The organism is Desulfolutivibrio sulfodismutans DSM 3696 (assembly GCF_013376455.1).
Classification (GTDB): Bacteria; Desulfobacterota; Desulfovibrionia; order Desulfovibrionales; family Desulfovibrionaceae; genus Desulfolutivibrio; species Desulfolutivibrio sulfodismutans.
The window spans coordinates 2,866,489-2,887,249 of sequence record NZ_CP045504.1 but is presented as its reverse complement, the minus strand read 5'-3'; the positions used below and the strand labels follow the sequence as shown (position 1 = coordinate 2,887,249).

Sequence of the window (20,761 nt, the reverse complement as noted above, 5' to 3'; positions counted from 1 at the left end):
ATAATAACTTAATTTAATTTTAAATTATTAAGGCGAGTTATTACAGCCCGAGTATTAGGATACGACTCCAAAATGGATTCATACATTTCAATAGCTTTTGTTTTATTCTGTAAAATTTCAAAAATATCGCCAAGGAGAAACGTGGCATCAAGATAAATATTTGATTGTTTTGGGTAGTTACTACGCAAAGACAAAAGTAAGAATATTGCTGCATCATATTGATTCATACGAAATAGAACTTGAGCTTCTTGTATTTGACATGAAGAAAAAACACCTTCAGAATCTTTATCATCAATGCACATACGTAATACTTGAAGTGCTAAATCGAAGTTTTTTAACAATAAATATTCCTTTGACAATTGCAATCTGGCAAGATTTCTTTGAGAGTCAGTAAGTATTTCTAATTCAATGTATTTAATCCATAACTCAATTGATTTCTCATGTTGAAATAAATCCGAACATAAATTTGCTAATTTTTGTATTATTTGAGGTAATAATTTTTTATCATTTGCATATTCCAAAAGCATCGCATCAAGAAGTGGTAAAGCATTAACCTTATCTTTTCTCAAATTTACAGTAATATCATAAATACGTTCCCAGGCTTCTAATCGATATTCACCATTAGGAAAATCTTTTAGATAGTTTTTATAGAAATTCTCAGCAGCTATATTCTCACCTGTTAAAAATGCCGTTCTGGCGTTTTGTATAATATTAGATTCAGAATTGGTGTTACTTGAACAGCATTGTAGAGAAAAAATAAGAAAAAAAAGTACAAAAAATCTCAGCAAAAAAAACATTATTGTTCCAAATCTAAAGACTCAGCGTTTTCAGCAAGATCAAAACCTATGACTGTGTCATCTTCTTCCATGCGAACAAGCATGACTCCTTGCGTCGCTCGGCCAACAGTGCTGATATCTCCAACGCTTAATCGTATGATTTTATTTGCAGAAGTAAGAAGTAATAAACCATCATCGGGTTTGACCATGGCAGCACCAATGACCGGTCCTGTTTTTGGAGTAACCTTCATGTTAATTACGCCAAGTCCACCACGATTACGCAAAGGATAATGCTCAAGAGAAGTCCGTTTACCATATCCATTAGCAGATATGGCTAGCATTTCAGTGCGTTCCATACCGGAGAAAATAACTCCAGCCGTCACTTCATCTCCTCCGCGCAGAGCAATCCCACGTACTCCCGATGCTGCTCGACCCATGGGCCTTACATCATGAGCTCTAAAACGAATGGAAAGACCATTTTTGGTAGCTAATAATATCTCGGCCTCAGGTGAAATCTCTTTAACAACAAGTAATTCATCTGTGGGACGAAGTGTCACAGCAATAAGACCGCTACTGCGACAATTTTTATATAATTCTACCGCGGATTTTTTAACCATTCCTCGTTTAGTAACAAAAAGAAAATGTCGATCTTGGGCGAACTCGCGTAAAGTCATGGCTGCCGCAATGAACTCCTCTTTGTCAAGTGGAAGGAGATTGGCAATATGCGCACCGCGGGCAGTTCGGCCTCCTTCCGGTACTTGATGGACAGGGAGTAGAAACATACGTCCGAGATTTGTAAACAACAGCAAGGATTGATGATTGGAAGTGGTACAAAAGGATTGCACAAAATCATCTGTCCCTGTTAAAACCCCGGCAATACCTTTTCCTCCACGTTTTTGTTGTTGATAATTATCCATCCGGGTACGTTTGATATAACCACGTCTAGAAAGGGTTATAACAACTTCATCATCAGGAATAAGATCTAAAATATCAATACCATCTAAATCTTCAAGAATTTGAGTACGGCGAGGAGTTGCAAATTTATGTTTTAATTCAGTTATTTCATCACGTATGACACCAAGTAAAATTTCTTCATTCTCCAAAATACTCTTAAGATATTCAATAAACTTTAAAAGCTCAGCATATTCTTCAAGTAATTTATCTCTTTCAAGATTGGTGAGGCGTTGTAAACGCATCTCTAAAATAGCTTGTGCTTGACGATCAGAAAGACCAAAACGTTCAATTAAACGAGTTTTTGCCTCTGGGGGTGTTTTCGAAGCACGAATAAGAGAAACAACCTCATCAATATTATCTAACGCGATCTTTAAACCTTCAAGAATATGAGCCCTCTCCTCAGATTTTCGGAGATCAAAACGAGATCTGGCTAAAATTATTTCTCGGCGATGATTGAGAAAATATACTAAAATTTGTTTAAGATTTAATAAAGCTGGGCGATTGCCAGCAACTACAAGCATATTCATGCCGAAAGAACTTTCAAGTGGCGTGAATTTATAAAGAGAATTAATAATTATATCGGGAATAAATCCTTTTTTGAGATCCATCACTACTCTGATTCCTCGACGATCGGATTCATCTCGAAGATCAGAAATTCCTTCAATTTTGCGATCATTTACAAGGGCTGCAATTTTTTCAACGAGGGATGATTTATTTAATGCATAAGGTATTTCGCGAATAACAATCGAGAAATGACCTTTTTTTCTTTCTTCAACTTCAACCTTGCCTCGAATTCGAATACTCCCACGGCCAGTGGTATATGCTTCAAGAAGTCCTCTTCCACCGTGGATGCTAGCGCCAGTGGGAAAATCAGGTCCAGGGATACAATTGATGAGTTGTTTAACATCGCAGTCGGGATTATCAAGAAGTAACAACAAACCATCACATAATTCACCGAGATTATGTGGAGGAATATTTGTAGCCATGCCAACAGCAATACCAGAAGAACCATTTAACAATAGATTTGGAACCTTTGTAGGTAAAACTTCTGGTTCTTCCAATGAATTATCATAATTTGGTCGAAAAGAAACTGTTTCTTTTTCAATATCAGCAAGAAATTCACTCGTAAGGCGAGACATCCTCACTTCGGTATAACGCATCGCCGCTGCGGCATCACCATCAATAGATCCAAAGTTGCCTTGGCCATCAACAAGGACATCACGCATAGAAAATTCTTGAGCCATTCGAACTAAAGCGTCATAAACGGCTGAGTCACCATGCGGATGATATTTACCGATAACATCACCGACAACTCGAGCAGATTTTTTATATGGGCGATTGAAATAATTTGAAAGTTCATGCATGGCAAAAAGAATACGCCTGTGAACAGGTTTAAGCCCATCACGGACGTCAGGAATCGCCCGACCAATGATAACACTCAGAGAATATTCAAGGTAGGACTTTTTAAGTTCCGTTTCTATACTAATCAGTTCACTCACTCTTCACTCCTCGTAAAAAAAAGCATTACTTGAAAATCTAAATATCTAATTCACGAACACTGAGTGCATTGCGTTCAATAAATTCTCTTCGTGGTTCAACTTTTTCACCCATAAGATCCGAAAAGATATCTCCAGCTTCAGAAAGATCATCAACGTTAACCTTAAGAAAAGTCCGATTTTCCGGATTCATAGTTGTTTTCCATAATTGTTCAGGATTCATCTCACCTAGACCTTTATAACGCTGTATATGAATGCCTTTATGAGCTTCATCCATAACAGCTTGATATAATTCGAATAATCCATGAATTTCGCGTTTTTCTTCTTTTTTAGACAAAATAAATTCAAAATTATTACAAATATTTTTTAATTCATGAAAAGCTTCAAATGCCCTTCGATAAACTTTTGATTGGAAAAATTCTAAACCAAGACGAAAACGAGAACGGCAGGAATTTTCGAAAATTAAATAGTTTCGTTTTTCATCGTCTTCCACTAGTTCTTCAAATTCTACTAAATACCCTTTATCAGAAAGATATTTTAAAATTTCATAAGGAATTATATTATTTATAAAATCTTCTAATGTAATTTTTCTTGTAAAATTCAAAAGATTCAACAATAGTAATTCAGGAATACCATAAGAAACTGCTTCCGAAATGCGAAGTTGTAGATTCCGAATCTGCAAAATAATATTTGTAAGATCATTCCCAAAAAATATTTTGTCGTCGATCTGGACAGAAAGATCCTCACCAATACGTCCTAAAAGAAATAAAGACATTTCTTCTTCGTCTTTTATGTATCTTTCGAAATCACCCTTGTGAACTCTATATAATGGAGGTTGAGCAATATAAATATGTCCTCCATCAATTAATTCTAGATATTGACGAAAGAAAAAAGTAAGAAGTAATGTTCTAATATGTGCTCCATCAACATCAGCATCTGTCATAATTATAATCTTATGGTACCTAAGTTTTGAAATATCTTTTTCATCATCACCAATTCCTGAACCCATAGCAGTAATCAAAGCACGAATTTCTTTATTTCCGAGCATTTTATCCATTCGAGTTTTTTCAACATTTAAAATTTTTCCTCGAAGTGGTAAAATAGCTTGGAAACGAGGGTCGCGTCCCTGTTTTGCGGAACCACCTGCGGAATCTCCCTCAACAATGTAAAGTTCACTTTCTTCAGGATTTTTACTCTGGCAGTCAGCCAATTTACCTGGAAGCGAATGGTCGGATAATGCGCCTTTGCGCCGGACTAGTTCTTTGGCTTTCCGAGCTGCTTCCCGCGCACGGGCTGCATCAACAGCCTTTTCAACAATTGCTTTGGCATCTTTCGGATTTTCTTCAAAAAATACATTTATGCTGTCATAAATAATTTTTGAAACAATACCAGCTACTTCGCTGTTGCCAAGTTTAGTTTTAGTCTGACCTTCAAATTGGGGTCGAGGAAGTTTGACGCTGATAACTGCTGAAAGACCTTCCCGGACATCATCACCAGAAAGTTTCTGCTTATATTTTTTTGCGAGATCTGACTTTTCAATGTATGTGTTGATTGCACGTGTTAACGCTGTACGGAAACCTTCTAAGTGTTTTCCACCTTCGCGAGTACGTATATTATTAGCGAATGTTAAAACATCTTCTTTGTACTTTGCATTATATTGCAAAGCAAATTGTACAACAACATTATCAAGTTCACCTTCACCAGAAATTATATCATGGATGACAGATTCGCCTGAATTCAAATCACGAACAAATTGACTAAGCCCACCTTCAACGTGAAAGGTCTCCCTTTGTTGGTTCCGGTCATCCCGAAAATCAATTTCAAGGCCGCTATTTAAATAGGCCAATTCTTCAAATCGTTTTCTAAGGATATCATGAGAGAACTGTAAGGTTTCAAAAATTTCTTCATCTGCTCGAAAACGAACAGTTGTGCCGGTTGATTCAGATTCACCGATCAACGATACAGAAGTGACAGGAATTCCACGTTCATAACGTTGTTGATAACGTTTATTATTTCTCTTAACTGTGACTTCGAGATATTCAGATAAAGCATTGACAACGGAAACACCGACACCATGCAATCCACCAGAAACCTTATAGGCATCGTTATCAAATTTTCCACCGGCGTGAAGAACTGTCATAACAACTTCGACAGCTGGTTTTCCTTCTTTAGGATGAATATCTACTGGTATTCCTCGGCCATTATCACTAATAGTTACACTGTTATCCAAATGAATAGTAATTGAAATTCTATCACAATAACCAGCCATGGATTCATCAATAGAGTTATCAACAACTTCATAAACAAGATGATGAAGACCTCGTAAATCTGTCGATCCAATGTACATAGCCGGACGTTTACGAACGGCAGAAAGTCCTTCCAGTACAGTAATACTATCAGCATTATATGTATTATCAGAGCCATTTTGAATCATGAGATATATTCCTCGTTATAGTACGTCTCTTCGACAATTTTCATCGGCATAATAATGACAACGTAATCCGGGTCATCAGTTCCAGTTATGCCACAAGGGCCTTCGGATCCTGTCAAAGTAAGTGTTATTTTATCAGAGTTAAAATGACTTAAAATATCGATGATGTCTTTTGTTGGAAAAGCAATTTGCCGCAAATTTCCAGTATATTCCGCACTTAAAATTTCACTTGCTTCACCTGATTCCTGACCTTGACTTCGCAAAGACAGTTCACCAGCGGATTCAAATTGAAAATAAGCGCACCGATTTGTTTCTGTATTAAAAATTGCTACACGATTTAACGCATCAGAAAGTTCATCTCTATTAATAGAAAGAACAGAGGTATCATCGTGGGAAAGTTTGGAAAGGAAAGAGCTGTAATCTGGAAATTGATAATAACTCAAAGGTAAGCTGAAAGTTTCTTTCTTTTCAGTTCCTCTGAAAAAAAGTCGCTTTTGACTAATTGCCAGTTCTATTTCGTCGGCTGTTAACCATTTTTTAAGTTCAGAAACATATTTTTTTTGAATAAGAATGCCATCTCCAGGAAGCATACCATAAATATCATCATTAAGAAATGCAACAAGAGCAAACTGATGCCCATTTAAACCACAAACTTCAACTTTAGATTCAATGTTTTCTGGTTTCAGATACATACAAGCCATCGCTTGCATAGTGTCTTCATCACTTATGCAATAAGTAACACGATCAATTAATTCTTGCAAAAAATCACCCGACCAAACAGCTACACCAATCTCAGGAAAAGGGGAAAAATTTTGAAACCAACTTTTATCGCTAGTAGGTAGTTTATATTTCCTGGTTCCTTGTGTTATAATAAGATTTCCAGTTGTTATATCAAGCCGCATTCCAATTTCGCCTGAAGGCAGCTTGCGAATAAGTTCATGAAAATTCTTTCCTTGAACACCAACAAGGCCTTCTTCATGAATTATAGCATTATATTCACCAGTAAATTCTAGACTTGAATCAGTTGAAAAAATTCTTAATGATTCATTTTTTGCTTCAAGCCAAAGAGTACGGAGAAAAGCAGCTCCAGTTTTGGCAGGAATAATGCTGGATGATTTTTGTAATCCATCGATAATGTCGTTTCGGAAAACTTTTACATGCATGGAATACTCCTTACGGTTATCTTCGAAAGAAACGTTTTCAATAAAAAGTCAAATGAACAATCTGATCATATAATTTTAAGAATTTTTTTTCGTTATAGTCATAGTGAGGGCACGTATGTTTTTAAATTAGCTAACACTCTGAAATTATGTTAAAAAAAAGTAACATCAAAGAGAAACTCAAGGAACGTTGCTGTCAGCGATTCCCAGCAATGACACGTTATGCGAGTTGTCGGCATTTTTTTAACAAAGTTTGGAACAATTTTTTCGCATCCTCATTAACACCATGTAATTGCGTGACTTTTTTTATAGAGTACAAAACTGTGCTGTGATCTTTTCCGCCAAAATATTTCCCTAATGCGGGATACGACATGCCAAGAAGTGTACGACATAAAGCCATGGCTGTCTGCCGGGCAAGCACGACATTTTTGTTTCGCTTGGCTCCCATGATATCATTGATATCAACCTGAAAATGGGTGGCCGCCACGGAAACGATATGATCCGCAGTAAGGTTAGCCCCTTTTCTTTCGTCACTTTGCCGGATAAGTCGGCGAAATTCTGTTTCAGAAAGGTGTTCACGCTGCATATGCGCCCGGTAGGCATCGATCTTGAGCAATACGCCGCGGAGTTTACGAATATTTTCAAAACGTCTCGCTAAAGTAAGAATTTTGTCGTGATCCAACCCAAGCTTATTTTTTTTGTTGATATTTTCAGTATAATCAACACGAACATCAAGATCTGGTTCCTTAAGGTGGACGACCAAGCCCCACTCCAAACGGGAACGCAAGGTAGGATCGAGAAAATCAAAAGAGGAAATGCGTTCAGAACTGCTAAAAACCATCTGTTTTTTGCGATCATAAAACATATTAAAGAGAATTGTTAATTCTTCTTGAAGATCAAGATGTTTTTTTAACAACTGAAAGTCATCTACGAAAAGCCATTCGAAGCCTTGTAGATACTTTCTTGCTTCATAGGGTTTTCCAGGAAATTTTACCTCAAAGATATTTTTTATATCATCAAGAGTGCCGTAAAAAATTTTTTTATTATCGTTGCGTCTGCTTAAATCATTTGCAATTGCCCGCAGAAGATGGGTTTTCCCAGAACCAGAAAACCCGCAAATGATAAAAGGATTATATTTGATTATAGCATTATTAGCAACTTCACGTGCTAATGATAAAGGGAAAAAATTTTTTTCATTTGCAAAAAATGTTTCAAAAATAAAACTATGTCCAAAAGGAAAATCAATATGACTGATAATTTCGGTAAAAGGAGATTCTTTAATACCGTTCATTGTTATAGTTCGACAATGATACTGCATAACATAACCAGGGCCCATAAACTGACCAACTTCTTTTTCGAAGAGATCTTGAATGCCCTGACCAAACCACTGCGCGAAGTAAGGATGTGGAAATTCGACAGAAAAAACCTGAATAGGTTCGATCACCTCGACTTCCAGAGGATCGTACCATCGCTTCAAATCCTGCTCAGGGCAGGCACGCGACAGATGTTGTCGTAAGGCGTTTTTGAGCACGTTTTGTCCAATGGAAAAGAGGCAAGCCGGGTTCAGAGGATAAAAAAAGAAGCAATGTTATTCATGAGTTAATGAATTCTATCAAGAGTTCCTCCCACCCTTGATCGAACCATTGGAACATACCCGAATTTACCGCACAAGCCAAGCCCAAGCTCATCACGGGACTGGGAAGCGACGCATGACGGAATGAGGGTTTAGTGCTTGTAAATTAAGAGTAATTTTTTACCATCACGTCAAGGAGGGCCCCCAGGCGATGGCGGTAGGTATGATTGGCCAGGATATGTTTTCGAGCTTTGCTGGAAATGAGCCGCCGTTCGGCGGGATGAGACAGGTAATACCTGACCAGGCTGGTAATCTCGCCCGGGTCATCATAGCAGGCTGTTTCGTCAGGTGAAAAAGCAAGTTGTAGCTGTTCGCGACGATCAGTGAGCACAAAACCGCCACAGGCCGGGACGTCAAAAACGCGTTGATTGATGGCGCCCTTCATCTGCATGCTGGTGCAATTGAGGCTGACTTTGGATAAGGGGTAGAAACGAGGCAAATCGCGATAATAGTCCAGAGGCGCCAGGATCCGCCAGGATGGATCAGAAGGAAGGGTTTCGGTCCACCCTCGGTCGCCCACGATACACGGCGCAAACGGCAGTATGGCCGCCACACAGCGGGTCCGGTACTGGCGCGTGGCCTCCCAGGTGAGGAGCAACTCGAAATCCAGGCGATGTCGAGCATCGGGAAGCGCGAGATAAAGGGCATGCAGATCCGGCCGGGTCTCGGATAAAAAACGCCCCACACGGCGATGGCCATGCTGCGCGAAACTAGCGGCCAGGGCTTGCAAATCACCGATAAGCCGGGAGTAACCCGCCAATTTGGCCAGGGGTTCGCGGACCTGGCGGACCATGGAGCTGCCCACAAAGGAAACGTCTGTCGTCCAGCCCGGTTCAAGTGGACGATCCGAGGGGCGCGTCGGATGGAAATGGCCGGGGTCCGTGGCCAAGGGAAGAAAAACGGGGTCGGAAAAACCCATGTCGGCCAGGGACGCGACCGTGTCCCGGTCCCAGGTAAAGACCGTACACCACGAACTGGTCTGGCGGGGAAAATCGTGAAGAATCAGGTGGGGATTGTCCACGAACCAGGAGGCCAGGGGGAGTTTCAGTTCGGCTAAGAGCTCCATGAGACGGCCTTCGCGATCCATCCCCAGGTGGTTGACGGTCAACAAAAAATCCGGCCGGAAATCGGCGACAGCGGACAACAGCGCCTCAATGAACGTGGTTTGGCCGCGCGTCAGGTCGGTAAGCGGCAGAAAGGCGGTAGGGATTTCGAGGGCATGCAAGGCCGCAGCGATTTCCGCAACCAGGAAATAGTCGCTTTGCACCAGAAGCACCCGGGGTGTTGCGCCGGAAAACTTCGGATAGCCGACCTGTTGCCGGAAAACAGCCCTGGCGCGCAATCGATTGGCGACTTCAAGATAATACGAGCGGTTGAGTCGGAGGTACGCCGGATGGAGGATGACCCTGACCCGTCCGCCATAAGACGCTGGAAGAAGCGCCAGGGCCGTTTGGGCCGCGCAATCCGGATCAGGGTCGGAAACAATGGCCAGCCGGGTCTCTCCGGCAAGGCCTGTGGCGGGCAGGGTGATGTCCAGTATCGGGGTCTCGCGGTCAACAACCACAATCTGCCCGACGCCGGACGTAAGTGCCGCAACAGGTCCGCGCCCTAGTCCGAAACCGACGAAAACCGGGGTTTCGCGAGCGGCCATGGCCTCCTGGACGGTCGCCTCAAGCGACGATTCACCGCCTCGGCCGCAAAAATGACGTCGCTTGCCCCCATCCTCCAAAAGCACATCGACAAGCATCCCGGAATCGGGATCGCTGACGGCAGTGGCGGAATAGGGCGCTTGCTCCATGGGGTTCAATTGACGTTGAAGATTTTTCCCAAGGCCTTTCCAGGCATGGTGATGATGCCCTTGAGAATGCGATAGACCATGTCACCGAAGAGTTTGGAACGGTCTATCTCCAGTTTTGGATCTTCCAGGGGCCCCCGAATGGTGGCTGGAACCTTGGCGCCGCTTTCCAGGGTCGCGGACACGGAAAGGTCGATGGATTCGTCGCGCAGATCGACATAACCGGCGCCGTCAACACGCATTTCCTTGCCTTGAATGAGGAAATCATTGGTGATGGCCACCCCCTCGCGCACTGCATAGGAGGATGACAGAACAGAGAACGGTAAAAGATCGAACTTGGCCTCGGCTGCGGGCTTGGTTGCCGTGGTGGCCGGGACGCTCTGTCCGGTTTGGTGCTCAGACGCGCCCATTGCGCCCGTTGTGCCCGTTGCGCCCGTTCCAGCAGACGAGGGGGGAGGGCTGCCGGATTCACGGATCTTCAAGGCGCCCCGGGTGACCTGGAAGCGGGCGGAGCCGGAGATGTTGCGGCGCAAGGCGCGTTCCGTGAGGCCGTTACTTTTGAAAGCCAAGACGAAGGTGGCGCCCCCCGAGGCCAGCACGTCGCCCTCGGCCCATTCCTTGAGGAAGGTGGCGGCGTCAAAGCCGTCAATCTGAAGATCCAGGGATGTCTTGAGCACCACGTCGCGGGCGTCGCCTTTGAGATCGGCCAGAAAACGGCCGCCATAAAATTCCCCCGCCTCATGACGGGCGGAAAAAACACCGCCCCGGGCGGACAGACTGGTGACGCCGTTTTTCCAAACCAAGTTGCCTTTTTTAAGGAAATTGAAGCGGATACGTGCTTCCACATCGTAGCTGCGCAAGGCCGCAAGGTCGATGGGCACATCCTGGTTCGCAGGGGCGGGTTTTTGCTCGGCGTGTTGCGGAGGAAAGTAGCGGTCGAAATCCAGGTGGGTGACGTCCAGTTCTATTTTCGGCCGGCCCAGGCCGCTTCGCAGCAAAACTGTCCCCGTGGCCCGCATGTCGTCGAGATGCAGGGAAATGCCCTTGATTTCGGTGCCGACGGCGTTTTCCGCAACCACAAAGGTGAGTGAGCCATGTCGCAGATCATCGCTGGCGGCATGGGGCGGAGCGGAAAAGCCCAGGGCGGGCAGTAGGTCCCGAGGGTTGATGTCAGGAAAGTCGAAAGCGCCTGAGAGCCTGCCGCCCTCGTCGCGTCCCTTTTTATCAAGTTTTCCCGTGCCCTTGGTTCCACCCGCCTCCAGGGTGATGTTGCGAGCGGAAAAAGCGCCTTTGCCCGGATCAAGGTGGAACTCCGTGCCAAAGGCCACACCCAGGCTGCGTTCGCCCTTCTCGGCAGGCATGGCCAGGGTGGCCGTGCCGGAGAGCTTTCCCTGGCCGATCTGCACCGCGTCTTTGCCATAAGAGGCCACGCCCCGGGCATCGGCTTTGATCTCCCGCAGGGAGGCCGGGCCGGAAGCCGTCAGGCTGGCGTTCAGGTCAAAAGCGCGCCCGGCCTCAGGCGCGCCGTTGTGTTGGGCTTTGAAGTCGACCCCGGCCTTGATCTTGGCCAGGGGAAGGTCTTCGGCTTTGCGTCCGGGTTTCAGATCCCGGTTCATTTCGGCCTCAACGCGGCCGGACAAGGCCGACAGCATGGTCGCTACGGAATCTCCGGCGGCCTCGGCCGCAAGGCGCAGGGTGCAGGGTCCGGTGAGAAAACGGTTCGTCAACGCCCCGGAATCCGCGCCGGCCAGGGTGGCGTTGATCGCCAGGCGGTTGGCGCCGGGGGTCAGACCGGCCTCCATGCGGCCAGAAAGTTTGCCTCCGAAAAGATCGCCGCCAAGAGAGGTCACCTCGGCCTTGCCCTGTCGGTATTGCCCCTCGACGGTGAGATTTTTGGCCTCAACACCGGAAATCGTGGCCTTGCCGACGGAGATGCGGCCCATCAGCGCAGGTATGTCGGGTAGGGCGGGCAGGTCGGCCTGACCCGGGTTTGTCGCCGCACCATCGGCCGTCGCGCCGTTTTTTGCCGGAACCATGGCTGCCCACAGGGCAGCCAGGCGATCCGGTTCCAGGGTTTCCAGGTGCAGGCCGAGTTCAACAGTCTTTTCCGGTCCATTTTTCACGGTCACGCCGCCGTTTATCACATCCGGACCCAGGCGGGCCTCAAGGCCTGTGAAATCAAGCCGGTCCCATATCCGGTCAAGTCCCGGAGTCAGTGTGAACGCGGCCTTGCAGGAGAGTCCCGGGGGAGAGGCCATGGCGGATGCCGACGCCTCGGACTGGCCGAGAATCCGGGCGACGGAAAGGGGGTCTTTTGCGGTCAACTGGAGATTCCCCGTGGCGCGTGCGGCCTCGGCCGTTCCCGTAAGCACCAGGGTGGTGGCCTGCACGGGCCGGGAAGATGTTTTCTGGCCATTCGGCGGGGTCTGGGAGATTTCTGCCTCGGCGGTCACATCCAGGGCCTGGCCCCGGACCTCGCCCCGGACATCCGCCGCAAGGATGCCTTCGGGGGTGATGGCCGAGAGGGGATACAGGCGGAACTGGCCCTTCTCGGATGCCGCCGTGAGCGCGGCCTGGGGCAGGGTCACCCCGCCCAGCGTCATGTCGCGCGCGTCAAGCGTGATCCGGCCGTAGGCGTCTGTCAAAAACGACAGGGGCAAGACAAAGCCCTGCCCGCCGGATCCCCAGGGGATCCGGTCCAGATTCAGGCCCACGGCCTGAAGGTCCGCCGTCAGCCGGGGACGCGGCCCAAACTGGTAGTCGGCTCGCCCGGTCACGGAGGCGTCCCGCAGATGCAGGCTTACGGACGCAAGGCTGATCCGATCCGCCGAGGCGGAAAGCTGGGCCGTAAGGGTCAGGTCGTCCAGGGGGCTGGGGGGCTTGGCAGGTAAAAAACGGCTGGAGAAATCCAGGAAGGAGCGTTTTTTTCCGTCGGGCGAAACGGATGGGGCAGAGGGGACGCTCTCCCCGGTCTTGGCGGCCAAAGGCGCGAGTTGCGTCGCCTGTCCCATGGGGCCGCTGAGCGCCGCGCGCAGGGCAAAGGATGCCGTGGCCTGGAAATGCTCCATAAGTCCGGTCAGTTCCACGTTTCCGGTCAGCTGCGCATCGGGCGCGGCGGCCGTGAGGTCACGCACGGCAAGACTCCCGGCAGCGGTGTCGCAGTCCACAGCGGCCCGCAGGGTGACGCGCCAGGGCTCGCCGCCTTCGGGGCTGGCAAAGCGTTCGTCGCCGGGAACGGCCAACGTGGCCTCCACGAGCGCGTCCGCAACGGACAGGCTCAGGCGCTCGGCATCGAAACCGGCCGTGCCCTTGGCATGAATCTGGGCCTCCACGGCCGGATCCAGTCCGGTGACATCGAAGGACAGGTGAAAATCGAAACGCTCGCCGCGCCCGGTGGCCAGGGTGAAGTGGCGAAGCGCCCCGGAAAACCCCCGGCGGCGGTCATCATAGTGGACCATGGCGTCCTGGATGCGGATGCCGCTGGGCAGGGGGACCACCTCCCAGCCCGAAGGCGCGTCGGCCTTTGGCGGGGCGTCTCCGTTTTCCGGGGAGACGAGAGCCTCCATCGGCGCTGCAGAGGCGCTGAAAAAAGGGAGCCCCTCCCAATTGGGGCGGTCGGCGGCGTCGCGTTTGAGATGCATGGTCGGGCTGATCAGGGTGATGGCCCCGGGCATGATGATCCGGGAAAAAAGGGGCAGGAGCCGGATGTCCACCGTGACCCGGTTCACGGATAAAAACGGTTCGGAGCCGAACCCCGGGGCGTCGGCCACCGTCAGGTCGTCGGCGTGCAGCATCATCCACGGAAAAGAGGACAGCCGCACCTGCCCGCCCACGGTCACCTTGCGGCCAAGGGCCTGGGAGAGGGATAATTCTGCGTATTCCTTTATTTTATCCTGCCCAAGGGACAAATCGACGATCTGGGGCAGGGCGAAAAAGCCCGCCACCAGCACAAGGCCCAGCAGGGCGGCCAGACGCAGACGCCGACGCAGGTTCGCGCCCCTGGCTGGTGCGAACTCGGGGTCAGTGGAATGTTTGGCAGGGGTGCTCATGGGCGAAAATCCGCATGGCGCATGGCGGCGGCAAGGTCGGGGCGGCTACAGGCTGATGTTGAAAAGGCTTGTGGCGTCCGGTCCCCGTTCAACCTCCACGATCAAGCGCCTCGTCTCCTTGGTCATGACCAGGAAGGCCCCGGTTGCGGTGGCGTCGGCCACCTGGGTGGTCCAGCCCTTGGCGGCCATGTCCGTTTTGTAAAACGCCGCGATGCGCTCGGGCGTGTCCTGGGACTTGAGCCGGACCATCACGGACTTGGGAAAGTCGAGCACCTTGACGATAACGGCCCCGGGATACACGGCCACCTCGCCCTGGAATCTGTCAGGCAGCATCCCTTCGGCGCAAAGCGGCGACGCCAGAAACACGACCAGCAATGTGCCGAGCAGAATGCGTATGGTATGGTTCATGACACCTCTTCGCGTCCTGCAGGCGCGCAGCCTGATGTCGGCGACAATGGCCGGAGCTTTGCGCGCGTCGCCTCAGGCGGATTTTCTACAAGACCCCATGATCCTTCCCCCAAACCGGGGGAAAAGTCAAAGCGGTGGCCGTCTGCGACGGTTGCGGCCAGCCCTCGGGCTTTGGTCTGGGCGGTTCTTGTCAGCCGGGCCGGAAGCCGGTACATGAAACCGGCCGGAACGCGGGTTTCCGACCATCATTCCCCATCCGTCCAAAAGGAACGACATGCCCAAGGTCTATCTGCTCGGCGCCGGTCCCGGCGATCCGGGCCTGCTCACCCTCAAGGCCAAGGCCGTGCTGCAGACGGCCGACGTGGTGGTCTACGACTATCTGGCCAACAAGTCCTTTCTGTCCTTCTGTCGCCCCGACGCGCAGATCCTCTACGTGGGCAAAAAGGGCGGCGACCATACCCTGCCCCAGGACCAGATCAACCAGCTCCTGGTGGAAAAGGCCAAGGAAGGCAAGGTGGTGGCCCGCTTAAAGGGCGGCGACCCGTATGTCTTCGGCCGGGGGGCCGAGGAGGCCGAGGAACTGCTCGACGCCGGGGTGGATTTCGAGGTGGTGCCCGGGGTGACCTCGGCCGTGGCCGCGCCCGCCTATGCGGGCATCCCCCTGACGCACCGGGCCTATGCCTCGTCCGTGAGCTTCATCACCGGGCATGAGGATCCCACCAAAGCCGGGAGCGCCCATGACTGGGAGGCCCTGGCCAGGTCCGCCTCCACCCTGGTCTTTTTCATGGGGGTGAAAAACCTCCCGGACATCGCCAAAAATCTTATGCGCGCCGGCCGCCCGGCCACCACCCCGGCCGCCCTGGTGCGCTGGGGCACCACCTGTCGCCATCGTTCCCTGGCCGCCGACCTGGGCTCCATCGCCGAGAAGGCCAAGGCCGCCGGGTTCGCCGCGCCGTCGCTTTTGGTGGTGGGCGAGGTGGTGCGGCTTCGGGACCGGCTGTCCTGGTTCGAGAAGCGGCCGCTTTTGGGCAAAGGCGTGGTGGTCACCCGCAGTCGGGAGCAGGCCAGCGACCTGGTGCGGCTTTTAGAAGATGACGGGGCCTGCTGCTTCGAGTTCCCGGCCATCGAGATCGCGCCGCTTTCCGACGACGCCCCGGTGCGCCGCGCCGCCCGGGAGCTTTCCGGATACGACTGGGTGATATTCACCTCGGCCAACGGCGTGGAGGCCTTTTTCGCGGCCATGGCCGCCGAGGGACTGGACGCCCGGGCCTTCGGGCAGGCCAAGGTCGGGGCTATCGGCCCGGCCACGGCCGCCGCCCTGGCGGGGCGCGGCATCCGGGCCGACTTTCTGCCCGAACGATTCGTGGCCGAGTCCGTGGTGGAGGGGCTTTTGGCCCGGGGCGTGGCCGGGAAAAAGGTGCTCATTCCCAGGGCCGAAAAGGCCCGGGAGGTGCTGCCCGAGAAACTGGCCGAGGCCGGGGCGGCGGTCACGGTGCTGCCGGTCTACGCCACCCGGCCCGTGGACCAGGATCCCGAAGAGATTCTGGAGGCCATGCGCTCGGGCGAGATCCGCTATGTGACCTTCACCTCCTCCTCCACGGTGGACAACTTCTTCGCCAAGATACCGCCCCAGGTCTTCCGGGAGTTCACCCCGGCCGTGGCCTGCGCGGTCATCGGGCCCATCACGGCCAAGACCCTGGAGACGTACGGCTTTATTCCGGCGGTCACGGCCGGGGAATATACCGTCCCGGCCCTGGCCCGGGCCGTGGCCCGGCACGCCGCCGCCGAACGGGACGCCGCGTCATGAAGACCCCTGTCGCGGTCCTCATCTCCGGCTCCGGATCGAACCTCCAGGCCATGTTGGACAAGGCCGCCGCGGGCGTTTTGGCGGCGGATATCCGGCTGGTGCTCTCCAACCGGGGAGACGCCTACGGCTTGGCCCGGGCCGCCAAGTGCGGCATCCCCACGGCCGTGGTGGAGCACGGGGCCTACCCCTGCCGCGAGGCCTTCGACACCGCCCTGGTGGCGGCCATACGGAAATCCGGGGCCGAAGTCGTGGTCCTGGCCGGGTTCATGCGCATTCTGGGGCCGGGGTTCGTCACGGCCTTTTCCCAGCGCATCCTGAACATCCATCCGGCCCTCCTGCCGAGCTTCCCCGGGGTGCATGGCCAGCCTGACGCGGCCCGGCACGGGGTCAAGATCTCCGGCTGCACCGTGCATTTCGTGGACGAAAAAATGGACCATGGCCCCATCGTCATCCAGGCGGCGGTCCCGGCCCATGCCGAAGACGACGGCAAGGCCCTGGGAGGGCGCATCCTGGCCCTGGAGCACCGTATCTTCCCCCAGGCCGTCCACTGGCTGTGCACCGGCCGGTTGTCCATCGTCGGCCGCCATGTGCGCCTGGCCCCGGCCGACGTCGCCCCGGCCGACATGTCCGGGCTTGGTCCCTGCCTGGTCAATCCGCCCCTGGAACAGGGGTTTTAGCCCCGGGATACCCTCATGAGCGGCAACACCTTCGGACGCGTTTTCCGGCTGACCACGTTTGGCGAGTCCCACGGCCCGGCCCTGGGCGGCGTGGTGGACGGCTGCCCGGCGGGCATCCCCCTGGCTGAGGCGATGATCCAGCGCGAGTTGGACCGCCGCAAGCCCGGGGGTTCGCTGACCTCCACCACGCGCCAGGAGCCAGACACCGTGCGCCTGCTCTCGGGAATCTTCGAGGGCCGCACCACCGGCACCCCCATCGGGTTCATGATCGAGAACACCTGTCAGCGCTCCACGGATTACGACGCCCTGAAGCATCTGTTCCGGCCCGGACACGCCGATGTGACCTACCAGGCCAAATACGGCCTGCGCGACCACCGGGGCGGCGGCCGGTCCTCGGGCCGGGAGACGGCCTGCCGGGTGGCCGGCGGGGCCGTGGCCCAGGAGCTTCTGGCGACGTCGGGCATCCGGGTGACGGCCTGCTGCGTGGAGCTTGGCGGCATCCCGGCGGCCGAATTGGATCATGACGGGGCGCTTTCCCGCCCTTTTTTTGCGGCCACAGACGGGGTGGTTCCGGCCTGGGAAGCCCGCGCCCGTGAGGCCGTCTCCGCTGGCGACAGCCTTGGCGGGATCGTGGAGGTTGCGGCCACGGGGGTTCCGGCCGGGCTCGGGGAGCCGGTCTTCGACAAGCTGGACGCCCGGCTGGCCTCGGCGTTTATGGGCGTAGGCGCGGTTAAGGGGGTGGAGATCGGGGCGGGTTTCGCCGCCGCCCGGCTGACCGGTTCGCACAACAACGACCCCCTGGTTCCTGCGGGCACGGCTCTGGTCACGAACAACGCCGGGGGCATCCTGGGCGGCATCTCCTGCGGCTGGCCCATCGTGGTCCGTGCGGCGGTCAAGCCCATTGCGTCCATCGCCCGGCCCCAGCCCACCATCGATACGGACGGCAACCCGGCCACCATCGTCGTGGGCGGCCGCCACGACCGCAGCGCCATCCCGCGCATCGTGCCGGTGCTGAAGGCCATGATGCTTCTGACCCTGGCCGATTTTCTGCTGTTGCAGCGGCGCATGGATTGAGGGATACGCTGCCAATGGCCGACAGGAAAAATGAGATAAACCCGATATGCCACATCATAGGCGGTGACATCGCAGGCGGATGTTTGGCAAAGGCCGGTCTTTCCGGAGAGGTGTTCGTCTGGCGTGACATCCTCTATGACGGCCCCCGGCAGCCGGGCTGGCCAACGGAAACGGAACTCTGCACCCGGGCGCTGTTTTTGGAGGAGTCCACCGCAGGCGGCATGGACCGGAAGTTTATTCTAAAAGGTCTGCATAATCAGTATCAAAGGCTGGCTGAAGCGGCTGTTCATGAACATGTCGTGCTGTGGTTTGACGCCTGCCTTTTTGATCAGTCCATGCTGGCCCATATTCTTGCCTGTCTGGCTCACACAGGAAACAAGAGGGCAGAACTCATTTGTGTGGATGCGTTCCCAGGGATCGAACCCTTTCATGGGCTTGGACAACTTCAGCCGGGACAACTCGCATCACTCTACCCAGGCAGGCGTCCCGTCACAGACGGGCAGTTTCGCTTTGCAGCGGTCGTGGACCAGGCGTTTGCAACACAGGATGCCGCCGTGTTCGCCGAACTCTCAGAAACGACCGATCCGCCTCTCCCCTTCGTTCCGGCAGCGGTCAGGCGATGGCTGCAGGAACAACCCGACCCGCGAACCGGGCTGGGGAGGCTTGAAGCGCTTGCCCTCGCGGCGATTCGCGCCGGTTGCGAAACGCCGGGCGAGATTTTGAAGGCCGTTTCAGCCGCCGATCCTCCGCCCCGGTTCTGGGGCGATACGACGTTGTGGGGCAAAATCAATGGGCTTGCGGATCGGGCGCCTGCGCTGGTGCTGATTGAAGGCCCCGGGGGCAGGTTGCCGCAATGGGAGAGCCGGGTGTCGCTTGCGGACTTCAACCTCACGGCCTTGCCCTGCCAGCCGTCGCACACGACAGCCTGACAGCCGGGTGTGGACCGTCCTTTTTCCAGGTCGCACACACGCTGTTTCTGTCGGCGAAGCCGCAGGCGTAGAAAAACGAATCAGGCGCTTGTCGGTGACCCTGGCGGCCAAAATGTGAAATACGGTGAGAACCTGGAATCGTCTCGGCATGGTATCCCGGAGTGTCTCTTTCCCCCGTTGACGCCTCCGCGACGGTTGTGATATTTTTCACATAACGACGCGCCGGAGGAACGCCATGAATCGCTGGGGATCGGGCACGGCCCTGTATCGGGCCTCCCTGTGCTACGCCAAGCTGGCCTTTTTTTACGATGAACTGCTCTTTGCCGCCGTGGCCCGGCCCTACGTCAAATACCTGCCCCTGCGCCCCGTGGGCGCCGGATTGGTGCTTCTGGGGCTTGCCGTCTACGCCGCGGCCATCATGCGTCTGTATCAATCCTATGACGCCAGCCGCCTGGAGACCGGGGGGATCTACGCCCTGGTGCGCCACCCCATGTATGCGGCCTGGGTGGTGTGCATCATCCCGGGCCTGTCGCTTCTGGCGGGCGGGATGTTGGTGCTGAGCGCGCCGATTTTCACCGCCCTGATCTACCGCCTGTCCATCCGGCATGAAGAGCAGTGGCTGGAGTCGCGCTTTGGCGACGACTATCGGCGCTACCGGGCCCGGGTGGGCGGCGTGCTTCCGGGGGTGTCCGGCTGAACCTCCTGCCGCCGGGTCCGGGCCTTCGGCGATGACACCCGTCCCGGGTTCTGCTACAAGAAACGCACATGTTTTGTGCGGCCGGACGCGGCGAGCGTCGGCCCGCCCATGATGCTTCGGGAGGGAGGCCGACATGCAGGAAAAACCTGTCAGCCGTCTGGTCCGGGTTGACGATCCGGAAACCGTGGCCATGTGGCAGCGGCCAGGGGCTGAACTTTCGCCCCAGGCCCTTTTCGAGCGTTACCGCCAGGGTTTTTTGCGGTTTCGGCGCATTTCCTGGCCGCAAGCCCAGCCCATCCCCCGGGATCTGGCCCGGTTCCCCTTCATCGAGCCCTTCCTCATGACCAGCGACGGGAAAACCGAGATGGTGGCGGTCGAGTCCGACCATATGCTCGTCGTCCCCCTGAGCGAGGACGGCAGCCGCTTCTGGCGTCTGTACGGCTGGTGGACCAAGGCCGGGCTTGTGCCCCGGGCCGAACCCTACCTGACAGTGGAAAAGCGGTTTGAGGATGCCCCGGGCGATCTGCTGTTTAAGGCGCTGCGCAAGGAACTGGGCCTGTCAAAGGTCGGGCAGATCCGGGATACCCAAAAGCTGCCCGAGTTGCGCAGGCTCGGCACCTGGAATGCGGCCGGGTTTTTGTTGTTGAAGATCCTGCGTCCGGTCCTGGTCACCCTGTCCGCCGACGCCCAGCCCAAAAGCACCCTGTCGCTATTGCATCATCTGGGGGTCGAGATGGCCGCCATTCCGGCCGGGGAGGCCTGGCGGGTCGAGGAGTTATCCAGTCCCAGGGCCAGCTGTTTTCGGGCCGAAGACATGCCCGGGGATCCGGCCGTCCTGTTTTCGGACTGACCTCCCGTCAGGCCCCCGGCATCCC

The 20,761-nt window shown here is 53.3% G+C and carries 14 protein-coding genes; 6 read left to right on the top strand and 8 right to left on the bottom strand.

Annotated elements, in window-relative coordinates:
• Positions 1–8: 8 nt before the first annotated feature.
• The 8 genes from GD606_RS13120 to GD606_RS13085 all read right to left on the bottom strand — a co-directional run bounded on the left by GD606_RS13120 (position 9) and on the right by GD606_RS13085 (position 14,702).
• Positions 9–797 (bottom strand): tetratricopeptide repeat protein, encoded by a 789-nt coding sequence (locus GD606_RS13120; protein ID WP_163301611.1) that lies wholly within the window; start codon positions 795–797, stop codon positions 9–11.
• Positions 797–3,229, bottom strand: a complete 2,433-nt coding sequence (gene gyrA, locus GD606_RS13115) for a DNA gyrase subunit A (protein ID WP_163301612.1) — start codon at positions 3,227–3,229, stop codon at positions 797–799. The genes GD606_RS13120 and gyrA overlap by 1 nt, the downstream gene beginning before the upstream one ends.
• Before the next feature lie 37 nt (positions 3,230–3,266).
• A complete protein-coding gene (gene gyrB / locus GD606_RS13110) occupies positions 3,267–5,660 on the bottom strand; it encodes a DNA topoisomerase (ATP-hydrolyzing) subunit B (RefSeq protein WP_163301613.1) in 2,394 nt (797 codons plus the stop codon).
• Positions 5,657–6,820, bottom strand: a complete 1,164-nt coding sequence (gene dnaN, locus GD606_RS13105) for a DNA polymerase III subunit beta (RefSeq protein WP_163301614.1) — start codon at positions 6,818–6,820, stop codon at positions 5,657–5,659. Before dnaN ends, gyrB begins: the two co-directional genes overlap by 4 nt.
• A gap of 217 nt (positions 6,821–7,037) precedes the next feature.
• Complete coding sequence (locus tag GD606_RS13100) at positions 7,038–8,348, bottom strand: DnaA/Hda family protein (RefSeq protein ID WP_163301615.1); 1,311 nt, start codon at positions 8,346–8,348, stop codon at positions 7,038–7,040.
• A 208-nt stretch (positions 8,349–8,556) separates the two neighbouring features.
• Positions 8,557–10,101 (bottom strand): CgeB family protein, encoded by a 1,545-nt coding sequence (locus tag GD606_RS13095; protein WP_163301616.1) that lies wholly within the window; start codon positions 10,099–10,101, stop codon positions 8,557–8,559.
• 152 nt (positions 10,102–10,253) lie between these two features.
• A complete protein-coding gene (locus GD606_RS13090) occupies positions 10,254–14,294 on the bottom strand; it encodes an AsmA family protein (RefSeq protein WP_163301617.1) in 4,041 nt (1,346 codons plus the stop codon).
• A 45-nt stretch (positions 14,295–14,339) separates the two neighbouring features.
• On the bottom strand, positions 14,340–14,702 hold the full coding sequence (locus GD606_RS13085; RefSeq protein WP_163301618.1) for a hypothetical protein: 363 nt from the start codon (positions 14,700–14,702) through the stop codon (positions 14,340–14,342).
• 274 nt (positions 14,703–14,976) lie between these two features.
• Here GD606_RS13085 and cobA point away from each other — a divergent pair, with 274 nt between their 5' ends.
• The 6 genes from cobA to GD606_RS13055 all read left to right on the top strand — a co-directional run bounded on the left by cobA (position 14,977) and on the right by GD606_RS13055 (position 20,736).
• Positions 14,977–16,509, top strand: coding sequence for a uroporphyrinogen-III C-methyltransferase (gene cobA / locus GD606_RS13080; RefSeq protein WP_163301619.1), 1,533 nt, complete (start codon positions 14,977–14,979; stop codon positions 16,507–16,509).
• Positions 16,506–17,186 carry a phosphoribosylglycinamide formyltransferase gene (purN, locus tag GD606_RS13075; protein WP_163301620.1) on the top strand — a complete coding sequence of 227 codons (681 nt, stop codon included), beginning with the start codon at positions 16,506–16,508 and terminating at the stop codon, positions 17,184–17,186. Before cobA ends, purN begins: the two co-directional genes overlap by 4 nt.
• Before the next feature lie 15 nt (positions 17,187–17,201).
• Entirely contained in the window at positions 17,202–18,260 is a 1,059-nt protein-coding gene (gene aroC, locus GD606_RS13070; protein WP_163301621.1) for a chorismate synthase, read from the top strand.
• Between the two features lie 14 nt (positions 18,261–18,274).
• Positions 18,275–19,189: a DUF1835 domain-containing protein gene (locus GD606_RS13065; RefSeq protein ID WP_211922130.1), complete on the top strand. Its 915-nt coding sequence runs from the start codon at positions 18,275–18,277 to the stop codon at positions 19,187–19,189.
• A gap of 235 nt (positions 19,190–19,424) precedes the next feature.
• The gene (locus GD606_RS13060) at positions 19,425–19,886 is read left to right on the top strand and encodes a methyltransferase family protein (protein WP_163301622.1); all 462 of its coding nucleotides are present in this window, start codon (positions 19,425–19,427) and stop codon (positions 19,884–19,886) included.
• Positions 19,887–20,019: 133 nt separating this feature from the next.
• Positions 20,020–20,736: a hypothetical protein gene (locus GD606_RS13055; protein WP_163301623.1), complete on the top strand. Its 717-nt coding sequence runs from the start codon at positions 20,020–20,022 to the stop codon at positions 20,734–20,736.
• The last annotated feature ends 25 nt before the right edge of the window (positions 20,737–20,761 follow it).